The organism is Corynebacterium sp. KPL2838 (genome assembly GCF_040225455.1).
GTDB lineage: Bacteria > Actinomycetota > Actinomycetes > Mycobacteriales > Mycobacteriaceae > Corynebacterium > Corynebacterium rhinophilum.
In genome coordinates, this window is sequence record NZ_JBEHFT010000049.1 from 1 (window position 1) to 11971 (window position 11971).

9 protein-coding genes and 1 pseudogene are annotated in these 11971 nt (G+C 59.4%); 4 read left to right on the forward strand and 6 right to left on the reverse strand.

The window, feature by feature from the left end; genetic code table 11:
* Positions 1–84: 84 nt before the first annotated feature.
* The 3 genes from menD to ABRP98_RS10975 form a co-directional block, all read right to left on the reverse strand.
* Positions 85–1707, reverse strand: a complete 1623-nt coding sequence (gene menD / locus ABRP98_RS10965; RefSeq protein WP_349859232.1) for a 2-succinyl-5-enolpyruvyl-6-hydroxy-3-cyclohexene-1-carboxylic-acid synthase — start codon at positions 1705–1707, stop codon at positions 85–87.
* Positions 1708–1789: 82 nt separating this feature from the next.
* The gene (locus ABRP98_RS10970) at positions 1790–2545 is read right to left on the reverse strand and encodes a hypothetical protein (protein ID WP_349859234.1); all 756 of its coding nucleotides are present in this window, start codon (positions 2543–2545) and stop codon (positions 1790–1792) included.
* Positions 2546–2624: 79 nt separating this feature from the next.
* Complete coding sequence (locus tag ABRP98_RS10975; protein ID WP_349859236.1) at positions 2625–5039, reverse strand: excinuclease ABC subunit UvrA; 2415 nt, start codon at positions 5037–5039, stop codon at positions 2625–2627.
* 263 nt (positions 5040–5302) lie between these two features.
* On the opposite strand from ABRP98_RS10975, the gene ABRP98_RS10980 reads away from it, so the two are divergent.
* The 4 genes and pseudogenes from ABRP98_RS10980 to ABRP98_RS10995 all read left to right on the forward strand — a co-directional run bounded on the left by ABRP98_RS10980 (position 5303) and on the right by ABRP98_RS10995 (position 9467).
* On the forward strand, positions 5303–7282 hold the full coding sequence (locus tag ABRP98_RS10980) for an FAD/NAD(P)-binding protein (protein WP_349859238.1): 1980 nt from the start codon (positions 5303–5305) through the stop codon (positions 7280–7282).
* Between the two features lie 217 nt (positions 7283–7499).
* A pseudogene (locus tag ABRP98_RS10985) lies at positions 7500–7757 on the forward strand (transposase); the annotation flags it as partial.
* 76 nt (positions 7758–7833) lie between these two features.
* A complete protein-coding gene (locus ABRP98_RS10990; protein WP_349859240.1) occupies positions 7834–8172 on the forward strand; it encodes an IS3 family transposase in 339 nt (112 codons plus the stop codon).
* 48 nt (positions 8173–8220) lie between these two features.
* Positions 8221–9467 (forward strand): IS3 family transposase gene (locus ABRP98_RS10995; protein ID WP_349859242.1). Its coding sequence is split into 2 segments (ribosomal slippage): positions 8221–8545 and positions 8545–9467, totalling 1248 coding nucleotides; the frame shifts between segments, so codons are not numbered across the junction.
* A gap of 596 nt (positions 9468–10063) precedes the next feature.
* Here ABRP98_RS10995 and ABRP98_RS11000 read toward each other — a convergent pair.
* The 3 genes from ABRP98_RS11000 to ABRP98_RS11010 form a co-directional block, all read right to left on the reverse strand.
* A complete protein-coding gene (locus ABRP98_RS11000; protein ID WP_349859244.1) occupies positions 10064–10750 on the reverse strand; it encodes a DMT family transporter in 687 nt (228 codons plus the stop codon).
* A gap of 317 nt (positions 10751–11067) precedes the next feature.
* Positions 11068–11253, reverse strand: coding sequence for an integrase core domain-containing protein (locus tag ABRP98_RS11005; protein ID WP_349859245.1), 186 nt, complete (start codon positions 11251–11253; stop codon positions 11068–11070).
* 45 nt (positions 11254–11298) lie between these two features.
* A complete protein-coding gene (locus ABRP98_RS11010) occupies positions 11299–11913 on the reverse strand; it encodes a DDE-type integrase/transposase/recombinase (protein ID WP_349859247.1) in 615 nt (204 codons plus the stop codon).
* Positions 11914–11971: the final 58 nt, after the last annotated feature.

Consider the following 11971-nt stretch of genomic DNA (forward strand, 5'->3'; position numbering starts at 1 on the left):
GCCCACGATCAGCGCCACATAAATGGCCAGCACGAGCTGGTGCAGCCGGCGCCGAAAAACCGCGGGCGTATAGCGCGGGGCCACTTACTGGCCCACCTTCTGCGTGAGCTTATCCTGCAGCGTCCGGCGCGTAGCACGGGTGGTCTGCGCCTCTACGATGGTGATGCCCGTGGAGTATTCCTTGAGCTCTGCCAGGGTATCCAGCAGCTCCTGCGGGGTGGTCACCAGGCGGTAGTCTGCGTCATACGCCTCTGCCAGCTTGTCGATGCCCACCCCATGCGGCGTTCCAAAGGCCGGCTCGAAGGCATCGCGAAGCGCGGGCGCGCCTTGTTCCAGGGTTTCAAAGATGCCGCCGCCATTGTCATTGGCCACCACGATGGTGAGGTTTTCTGGCCGCGGCTGGTCCTCCGGGATCAATAGCCCATTGGCATCGTGCAGGAAGGTCACATCCCCTACTAGCGCCATCACGCGTGGAGCGCGCCAATTGGTGGGATCCAGCGATTGCGTGGCTAGGGCGACACCAATGGCTTGGGAGACGGTGCCATCGATGCCCGCCACCCCGCGCGGGGCGTAGGTATCCACGCCATCGAAGGGCATACCGATGAGGGAGGCATCGCGCACCGGATTCGAGGCGCCGAGGACCACCGTGTCATTGACCGCAAGCGTATCGCCTACCGCCGCCGCTACGTGCAGGCCGGTGAACCCGAGTTCTTCATCCTCCAATGTTGCGCGCACGGCCTCGCCGGCCATGTCGGTCGCGCCTTGGCAAATCTTGAGCCACTCGCGGCTTGGCTCCCCGGTGGTCTTAACGGTGGTGCCAAGGCGCGCGTTATCCCCGCGCTGGTTGGTAAAGTCCGCCGTGCGCGAGAGCACCACCAGGTCGATATCTGGGTCATTCATCAGCGCGAGCACGCCGCGGTGCAGCGTGGGGTGGCCCACCACGATGACCTGCTCAACCTTGGTATTGACCACGTAGTCATTGGCGGAGACCTGCGCCTTGCGGAAAATGTGCGCCGCGGCCGGGTGCACGGGGTGGAAGGGTCCCGGCGCGGAGGGCTCCGCGATGGTCGGCACGTCTTCCAAGCCCTCGACCTCCCAGGCCTCATCGCCAGCGATGACGAGGGTATTTTTACTCAAGTCCACCGCGACCTCGCCGTGGTCATAAAACCGTGGGGTGGCCGCGCGAGTGCCATCGCCACCTACAGGTTCCGGCAGGCTATCTCCTACCAGCGGTGCGTCAAAGGCGATATTGATGTGCACTTGGAGGTCTTGTGTAAACCGCTCCGCAATGGCGGCGATATCTTCTTCCGCGTTGACCTGGGTGGTATCCGCATAGACGCCGAAGATGCCGTCTTGCACGATGGTTTGGGAGGCGCCGGTACCGATCAACCGTTCTGGGCGGTCCGCGCTGATAATGGCGAGCGGGGTGTGCGAATAGTGCGCTTCAACCATCGCGGGCAGCGTATTTGCCACGGCCGTTCCGGAGGTCATCACTACCCCGACGTGGCGGTGCTGCACGCGCGCCATGCCTAAGGCGGTAAACGCAGCGCCGCGCTCATCAATGCGCGTATGCACCCGGATATCCTCGCGCGCGAGGAGCGCTAGGGACAGCGGTGCGTTGCGGGATCCCGGGCACAGCACCACATCGCTAAGGTGGCGCGCCACTTGGGCGGCTACCTGTTCAGCCAGCTGCATCGATTCATTCATGCTGCCAGATTTTACCTACTGCGGCGCGGCGGCGGGCAATCGGCAATCCCGCCGCACCGTACCGCGCCGCTGCTACTATGTATTAGCCCTGCTGCTGGTTGCCGCTATTGCCAAGGAGATCCCGCAAGAGGCGTTCCACGTCGAGGTCATTGCTTTCTTCCAGGCGGTCCCGGATTTCCGGTGGCAGCTCGGAAGGAATATCTTCGGGGAGCTCGTCTTGCAGGTTTGGCAGATTGCGCAAGCGCTCAGAAATGCCAGGGCCCGCATCCTCAGTTTCGGTCACCGTGGTGGGCACCTGCGTGGTCGTGGTTTCCGTCACCGGTTCTGGCGCCGGCTTATCGGCATCGCTCGCGGCATTGCGCCACAAGAAAAACAGGGCGCCCGCCGCCAAGATGGCAACCACGGCGATGGCGGCAAAGACCCCGGCCATCCCGCCGTTTTTCTTCTTTCCCCTACCGCGCTGGTCCGGGTCATAGTCCGACGGCACCGGCTCATACTGCTGCTGGGCGTATTGTTGCTGGCCATACTGTTGTTGGCCGTACTGCTGCTGGCCATATTGCCCGCCGGGCTGCTGGTAGTTTTGTTGGTAATTCTGCTGGTAATCGGCGTTCGCGTCGAATTGCCGCGTCTCATTCTGCGGCTGCTGCGCGCCCGGGAAATACTGCTGTGGGCGCTGGTTGCGGGCATTACCGCCCGCATTATCTGGAACACGGCCTATCTGGCGCGTGGCATCCTCGGCCGGGCCAGACCACTGGCGGGTCTCGTCAGTGCCGCGGCCATCATCATGAGAGCCTTTTCGGCCATTGGAACCGTTTTCACCAAAGCCATTATTTGTCATGCCTACCAGATGTACATCATTTTCCTGTGAGATCCCAGGGAATCTCCCCGATGCCAGCGCCGAACCGAGGGAGAGGGTGCTAGCCCTGAGGTTGGCGCGCCCGCAGCGCCCTACCGGTCGCGGTATCTTCAGCAGCCAGCTGGCTTGGGGTGGCATCAGCGATGATCTGCCCGCCGTCTGCACCGGCGCCAGGGCCCATCTCAATGATGCGGTCCGCGCTGGCCAGAACGTTGAGATCGTGTTCGATGACGATCACGGTATGCCCGGCATCGACAAGCTTGTGCAGCTCCGCATTGAGCAGGGCAATATCAGCCGGGTGCAGGCCGGTGGTGGGCTCATCCAGCATGTAGACCGTGTGCCCGCGCCGCGAATTGCGGGAGCGCTGCAGCTCCGTGGCGAGCTTGATGCGCTGCGCCTCACCGCCGGAAAGCTCCGGCGCGCCTTGTCCTAAGCGGAGGTACCCCAAGCCCACGGCCTGCAGCGTGGCGATGGCGCGGTGGATCTTTGGTTCCTCTGCAAAGAACTCGGCGGCCTCATCCACGGTGAGCTCCAGCACCTCTGCGATGCTGCGCCCGTGCCAGGTCACCTCGAGGGTCTCATCGTTGAAGCGGGCACCACCACATTGCGGGCAGGTGGTATAGGAACCCGGCAAAAAGACCAGTTCTACCTCGATTTTTCCGGCGCCACCACAGGTGGGGCACTGACCCTGCTTGACGTTGTAGGAAAAGCGCGAGACCGTCCACTTGCGCACCTTGGCCTCCGGGGTGGAGGCAAAGAGCTTGCGCACGTTATCGAAAAGGCCGGTATAGGTGGTCAGCGTGGAACGCGGGGTGCGACCAATGGGCTTTTGGGAAATCTGCACCAGACGGGAGACCTTATCCAGGCCTTCTACCCCAGCAAGCGAGAACTCGTGGCCGCCCTCGTCTGCGTCATCTTTATCCTCATCGGCTACGGCGGTGGCAGATTCCTTAAGGGTTTCTGCCAGCACGGTGCTTACCAGCGTCGATTTACCGGAGCCCGAAACCCCGGCCACAGCGGTAAATTGCCCCAGGCCAAAGTCCACATCGAGCCCGTCGATACTGCGCGCGGAAATGCCGCGCAGGCGGAGGTGGTTGGAGGGGGTACGGGGGGCATCGGCAAGCGCGAGCTCACGCTGCGCCAAGGCGCGGGCGGTGGGGGTATCGGCGTCGTAGTCCTGGACCGGCCCGGAATAGACCACCTTGCCGCCACCCTCACCGGCGTAGGGGCCGACGTCCACGAGCCAATCCGCTTGGGCCACCAGATCCATATCGTGTTCTACCAGCAGCACCGAATTACCGGCGTCAATAAACCGGCGGCACATCTCCAACACCGCCCCGCGCTCATCGGGGTGCAGGCCGGCAGACGGCTCATCGAGCACATACGCCACGCCGAAGAGGCCGGAACGCAGCTGGGCGGCGAGCCGGATGCGCTGCAATTCACCCGCCGAAAGGCTCTGGGTGGGACGGTCCAGGCTGAGGTGCGCCAGTCCCAGCTCCAGGGCGGAGGTAAGCGCCGGCAGCACCTGTTTGAGCAGCAGATCCTCCGCGGAATTCTCCTCCGGCTCCTGCGCGCTGAGCACCTCATAGACCTGGTCCAGCGGCAGCGCGCCCAGCTTGTCGATGCTCATTCCCGCATACGTCACCTTGAGCGCCCGCGGGTTCAACCGCCGGCCGTGGCAGGTATCGCACTCGCGGGATTCCATGAAGGACAAGGTGCGCTTGCGCAGCGATTCCGATTGGGTCTCCTGCAGCGTCTTGGTGAGGTAGCTGGCTACCGAGCGCCACGTGCCCTCATAATTGCGCTGGATCTGGTCCGCGCCGCGCAAGGGTTTTACGGTGACCACGGGGCGTTCTTCGGTAAATAGGATCCAGTCGCGGTCTTCCTGCGGCAGGTCTTGCCAGGGCGAATCCAGGTCATAGCCCAAGTTCATGAGGATATCGTGGAAATTCTTCCCGGCCCACGCACCGGGCCAGGCCTTAATGGCGCCTTCCTCAATGGACAAGGTGGGATCGGGCACCATCGATTGCTCGGTGGGCTCGTGCACCACGCCCGCGCCCTGGCACTGCGGGCACATGCCCTCTGGGGTATTTGGGGAAAAGGCATCAGAGTAAAGGCCCTCAGGATTATCCCCGGCGCGCGAGTACAACAGGCGCACGCTATTAGATAGCGCGGAGACCGTGCCCACCGTAGAGCGCGCCCCACCGCCGGAGGTGGATTGCTGCAGCGCCACCGTGGGCGGCAAGCCCTCCACCTGGCTTACCTGTGGGTCCACCGCGGAGCTAATGAGCCGGCGCGCAAACGGCGCCACCGATTCCAGGTAGCGGCGTTGCCCTTCCCCGTGGATGGTGCCAAAGGCCAGGGAGGACTTTCCGGAACCGGATACTCCAGTCACCGCCACGAGTTGGCCGCGCGGCATATCCACATCGACGTTGCGCAGGTTGTGTAAGTGAGCATCGCGAACCTTGATTGTCATGACCACAATCCTACCCGCGCACCAGCTTCCTAAGGCAACGCTTCGGCCCGCCACCCCCGCCGCGCATTGCCTACCGATCTGTCTACCACTCCGCCTGCCCAAGAATTAATTTCACACCTACCCGGAGCGTTCCGGCTGGCAAGCGCGCCCTGCCACCGCCAAGCTGCCACCGGTGCATATTTAGCCACTGCTCTTGCTGATAGACTTCATTGTCTATTATGACGATTCCGCTTGGTCTATAAGCTAGAAGGTAGGGCTCCGCGTTGACCGATAACACTTCATCCATCGCGCTGATTGGACTTGGCCCCCGCGGCATTTCCGTCCTCGAGCGCCTCGTGGCACAACTCAATACCGTCTCTCACCCGCCAGAAAAGCTGACGCTGCACCTTATCGATGATGCGCAGCACGGCGGCGGCAAGATTTGGGATATCAACCAGCCCAAGTACCTGTGCATGAATACCTTCGCGCACGGCATGACGCTGTTTTCTGAGCCCGGATCCACGGTGGAAGCCCCGGTGGTAGAAGGCCCCACCATCTACGAGTGGATCCGCCTGACGCTTGGCGATGCCACTGTTCCCGCCGGCGCTCGCGATTACGCCGCAGCCCACCCGCTCGATCCGCAGGTGCTTGAGGAATTCGGCCGCGCAGCGCTGGAGAAGCTGCGCCCCGAATCCTATTTGCCGCGCGCGCTGTACGGCCACTACATCCTGTGGGTCTTCCGCTCTGTCTTGCAGGATGTACCCGAGTGGGTAGAGGTCAAGCAACACCACGCCCGCGTGGTGGATATTGAATCCCGCGATAGCGCGGATATTTTGCACCTCAACAACGACACCACCGTTGAAGCAGGCTCCACCTTGGCGGTTACGGGCTGGCAGAACCAGGGTTATACCGAAAACGAACGGTGGATTCTCAGGACCTTGGAAGAAAACCCCAACCTGCGCTGGATCCGCGCCGATAACCCCATTGACCAGGGCGTTGACTCCATTAAGGACAATGAGAAGGTCCTCGTGCGCGGGCTTGGCATGGGCTTTTTCGATATCCTCATCCTGGCCACCGTGGGCCGCGGCGGTAAGTTCGTCGAAGATTCCTCCAAGCCTTGGGGGATGCGCTATGAGGCCACCGGCACCGAGCCCACTTTTGCGGCCGCCTCCCGGCGCGGCTATCCCTTCCTGCCACAATCCGATGAAGGATCGCTGCCACCTGCGGCGGAAATCCCGCGCCTGAAAAAGGTCGTAGCCGAGCTGTCCCACCGCACGGGCGCGCGCTCCATTAACTATGACACCGAGGTATGGCCTGCGGTCGCCCGCGATTCCTACCAGGCCTATATCGATACCCTCGCCCGCGTCGAGCCGGAAAGCCTGCGCGCCTCCCGCGAGGAGATCATCGCCGCCCTCGATGCCACCCCGGTGGATGCAGGCGTGGCCTATAACGGCCTGGCCCAGCTCGATGAGGTCATTGCGCGCTATACCACCAAGGATTTCAGCCTACTGCGCTGGATGCACCTGCTCACGGAGGATTTTTCCAGCCAGCAGGAGCTCACCGAGCACATAGTGCAGAGCCTGTGCGAGGACTTGGCAGAGGCCCAAAAAGGCCCGGATAGTCCGGTGCGTGCCGCCCTATGGTCGGTCGGTTTCTCCCGCAAACCCACCCAGGTTCTGGGCGCCGAGGGCCGCTATACCTTGGAGTCGCGCCACCACATGTTCGATAAGGCCATCTCCTTGGGGCAGACCACCTGCTCCGGCCCGCCGCCCTTCCGCACGCAGCAATTGCTGGCGCTTGTCGATGCCGGCATTGTCAGCTTCGTCGGCGGCAACCCCGTCTTGGGCACGAATGCCGACGCCGGCGAATGGACCATCAGCTCCAGCGCATCTGGCGGCAAGCGCATCCCGGGCACGACGCTTCTCGATGCCTGGGTGCACAAGCCCGATATCCGCCGCACCCCGCAGGATTCCTTCATGCACTCCCTCGTGGAAACCGGGCGTGTGCGCGCCTTTACGGAAACCGCTCGCGATGGCATCGAGGTACCTACCGGCTCGCCTGCGGAGGACCCCGATACCCGCCAGGTCCACAACGCCGACGGCACCGTGGATGAGCGCCTGCACCTCGTAGGAATCCCCGCCCACGCCGAGTACCCAGATACGACCCTGGCTCCGCCGATTCCCGGCACCGATTCGTGGTTCATCCAGGAAGCCGATAAGGCCGCCGTGCACGCGGCCCAGGTAGCACTCGCGGGGCAAGCGTAGCTAGCAGCGAGGGGGCAGGCAACCGCCTGCCCATTACGCTGTTAGCAGTTCCGTTCGGAGGAGCCCAGGATTCATACTCCTAGCCCCATGCTGGGGCAGGTTATGTTTATCTGCGTTCGGACCTGACCCCCATTTGGTGGACACCTGATATCCAGCCCAGTCGAGCTGGGAAGAAAGGTAATCTACCACCATGTCCAGGTACTGAGAACAGTTCAAACGCGATGCCGTAGCCCTCTATGAGAACAATGAGGACCTCTCGCTGAACAAAGCATCAGCAGAGCTCGGCATCAATCGAGCCTCGCTGCATTCTTGGGTCAAAAAGTACGGCACCGGCAAACGTGCCCGCATAAAAGCAGTGCATGATAAAGCCCAAGCGGCGAATGATTCTGCGCGAATCCGCCAGCTGGAAAAAGAAGTCTCTAAGCTGCGCGAAGAACGCGATATCCTGCGTAAGGCCGCGAAATATTTTGCTTAAAGCAACTCACTGGAGTTCTGCTTCCAGTGTGTCGATGACCACCGAACCGAATACTCGGCTTATACGGATGTGCCACGTGTTAAAGCTGAATCGTTCCTCGTTTTACAAGTGGGTCCACACCCGTAAAACGCGCAGGTTAAAGATATATTCTGACGGTCTTATTGGTGCAAGAATCACAACCATCTTCGATGATGAGCACGGGCTTTACGGAGCTAAACGCATCGCCGCAAGCCTCAAGGAAGACCTGGCGTATACCCCGGTCAATCACAAGAAAGTTGCACGCATCATGAAAACCATGGGACTAAAAGGCTTTAGCAAACGGCGTCGATGCACCACCACTAGGCGCAAGCCTGGTCACCGCGTCATGCCAGATCTAGTAGGCCGCAAGTTCACGGACCTGACCCCCTGGTGGTGAACACGCTGAAACCAGCATGTCGCTGGGGAAGTGAGGTACCTTTCCACCATGCCACGCAAGACCTACACCGAGCGGTTCAAGCGTGACGCAGTCTCGTTGTACGAGTCGACTCCCGGAGCAACGATCAACGCGATCGCCTCCGATCTCGGGGTCAACCGCAACTCGCTGCGCAGCTGGCTCGATGCCTTCGGCACACGCACCAAAACCAATGCCAACGGTGAGAAAGTCGCCAGCCTCATCGCCGCGTCGGACTCCGCCACCGTTGCCTCAGGACTGTCGGACGCCGAGCGCATCCGCGTACTGGAACGCGAAAACGCCAAACTCCGCGAGGAACGAGAAATCCTTCGTAAGGCGGCCAAGTATTTCGCGGAAGAGACGAACTGGTGAACCGCTTCCGGTTCGTTGACGACCATCGAGACCTCTACGAGGTCAAGCGGTTATGCCAGGTCCTGAAAATCAATCGGTCCTCTTACTACGCCTGGAAATCAGCTGCCCCTGCCCGCCGGCAACGCCTCGTCGATGACACGGTGCTGGGAGCGCAGATCAAGACCACCTTCAACGCCGAGAACGGCTGCTACGGCGCGAAACGAGTGACTGCGACGATCAACTCCGATCCCGTCAACGACCGGGGCAAGGGCGGCCGTCTCAATCACAAGCGCACCGCCCGGCTGATGCGGCAGATGGGCCTTTTTGGTTTCACCAGGAAACGCCGGGTGAAAACGACGACGTCGAGTAAACGGGCCCCGAGGTTTCCGGATCTGCCGCAACGCCGGTTCACTGCGGACAGGCCGAACGCGGTCTACGTCGGCGACATCACGTACCTGCCGATCGCGGACGGGTCGAATATGTACCTGGCCACGGTTATCGACTGCTATTCGCGGCAGTTGACGGGGTTTGCGATCGCTGATCACATGCGCACCGAGTTGGTTGAAGAAGCCCTGACGATGGCCCGGAAGGTTCGCGGGAGCCTAGACGGGGCGATCTTCCACTCGGATCACGGCAGTGTTTATACCTCTGATCAGTACCGGAGACTATGCGTGCGCTTCGGTGTCACCCAGTCGATGGGCGCGATCGGGACGAGTGCGGACGACTCGTTGGCGGAGTCGTTCAACGCCTCGTTGAAGCGGGAAGTCCTGCAGGATGAGTCTGTTTTCACTAGTCAGTTGGCCTGCCGCCAGGATGTGTTTCGGTGGTGCACGCGGTACAACACCAAACGATTGCATTCATGGTGCGGTTACCGCTCACCGAACGCCTTCGAAGACGCCGGGTTAGCTACACTTACTATCGCATCGTGATTAAATCCCCGTGTCCACTTTCCGGGGTTCGGGCCCTTCACAAAATATTGAGGTCCGTCTACGTACTCCTGAAGAACCACGGAGGGTGATTTTTCTCCTAGCAAAGTCGTAGAATTTTGAATGGTAGTAATCGCTTGAAGAGTCTCGGGTTCTGTTTTGCAGAAATAGACATGGTCACTGCCCCCGCTTCCCACAGGCTTGACAACACAATCCTTGACCAGGGACGGGTCTAGAAAAAGGCTGTCTTGTGCAGAAGCGGGGATAGGGTAACAGACCTTGGGGCACGCAGTCCATATTGGTGAGCAACTTCAATCATTCCTTGCTTATGGCGACGGTGCCAGATCTTCTCTCTACCGTTATGCGGTAGTCCTAACTCAGCTGAAACCCACTCAGCTATGGATACTCCTGATTCGCTTCCCGGCACAACAAGGTCAAATTTTTCTTGGCTACATTCCCGGAGTAGGACCAGGGCCCATGGATCGGAAATGCTCCCGTCTTCGTTAGCTGAGATGGCATACGGCGGGTTAGCAGTAGCAACCTCTACGTCCCTTTTTTGGCGCAGGGTTGCCACCAGATCGGCGCCACTTGAAGAATCATCAACTACTAATATTTTCATTTTTCCGTGTTCCCCACATTGCTTGGCTTATGGTTATTGCCACAATGAGCATCAACAAAGTTAACTGAATTGGTTCGACTTGAGAGCCCAATGCCACCTCGGTAGCCATCACCACGGCCGGAAGGGCCGCGATGATCAGTGCCGAGATGAAAGGCGGCGCTAAGGTAATTCCCCACTGCAAGAGCAGGATAGGAAAAGTAATGCACATCACCGATAGCAGGACGATTGACAGGGTAGAGCCTCGAAGCATCTCCGCTTCCACGGAAAAGAAAGCCACGAGACCGCTAATAATCCAAGCTAAGTGAAACCTCACTGCTGCAATCGTGAGAACGCTGTTCCCTTGTTCAGTAGCCCAGCGCGAGGAGTAAAGCACTCCTACCGCAGAAATTCCTGCGCCTACAGCTAGAGCGAAACCCAGATAAGACTGGGGTGAACTGCTTCCCGTTCCTAGGAAGAAAAAACATAGAGCCAGAACCACTACTGCAGTTGTTGACACCAATGAACTGCTGAGCCTTCTGGCCGACCAAGTCATTATTACTGCGACAATAAAAGGGCCGACTCCTGTTTCGATGACACTTGCTGCAGTGGGCTGCATCAAAGTAGTGGAAACATAGAATAAGCAGAAAGCGCCCGCAGTAAACAGATTGAGGCTTGCTGCAGTTGTCATTTTCATGGGGGATGCGGTGTTTCCGTAGCTCGGTATTTTCTACGATAAAACGCTAAATAGACCACTGTGGAGATAATCGCCGCGATAAGAAACGCTGAAAACGTAGTAAAAGTAGATAGCTCTGGGTCTACTTGGGCTCCGACTATCGCAGTGCCGATTCCTTGCCATAGGACAGCTAGGGCTACGATAACCGCCCCTACACCTGGTTTATTAGACTGGATCATAAAACCTTACCCTCAAAATCCGTAAAGTTAACTTAATAGGTGCTGTTGCAAAGTTGGGCGGAGAGCAGCGATGAAGTGCCCCGAGTTTTGTTCCTAGGCATTTGCCTTGATTTCTATTATTGCCTGTGGCGGGTTCTGCTTCCAAAATTCGGTTTCCACCTCGGCTGGGGTTCGGTATCCCAAGCTTTGGTGGAGTCTATCTTCGTTCCACCATGACACCCACTCGAACGTCGCGATTTCTACCTCGACAACGTCATCCCACCTGCGGGTATGAATCAACTCACCTCTTGTGAGGGGCCGTTAACGTTTTCAGCCAAAGCATTATCATACAAGTCGCCAACGGTCCCGGTGGACGCAGTTATCCCGTGCTGGGCAAGTCGCTCGTTGTAGACCACGCTGACGTACTGCGACCCGTGATCCGAATGATGAATGAGACCTGTTGTGTCCCTCGCACTCTTGGGTCGCTTGGTTGAGTGCTTGCAGCGGCAGTGCTTCCGTCCGCATCGAATCTGATAACGCCCACCCAACGATCCGTCGGGAGTAAACGTCGGTGACAAACGCGGTGTAGACGAATCCTTTTCGTGTCCGTACATAGGTAATGTCAGCCACCCACAGCTTATTCGGACCTTGAGCTTTAAATTCACGCTCGATCACATCTGGGCGCAAATCAGGTACGTTAGCTTTTCGGGTTGTGATTGGTGATCCGCCTGTGCCTGTGCCAGAAACACCAGCCAGGCGCATCAGCCGGGTAGCGTGTTCACGCCCGATATCAATTCCTTCACGGTCAAGCACATGCCACATTTTCCGCACACCTAAGACACCATAATTATCCCTATGAACAGCACTAATGCGTTCAACCAGCACGCTGTCACGAAGTCGACGAGCACTTAAGTCCACGGGCCTTTGACTGGCGATAACCGCGCGAGGTGATAAACCCACCAGTTCGGCTATTTTTCAACGTCTTACAAATGAACTCGACAGAGAAACGATTCCGGTA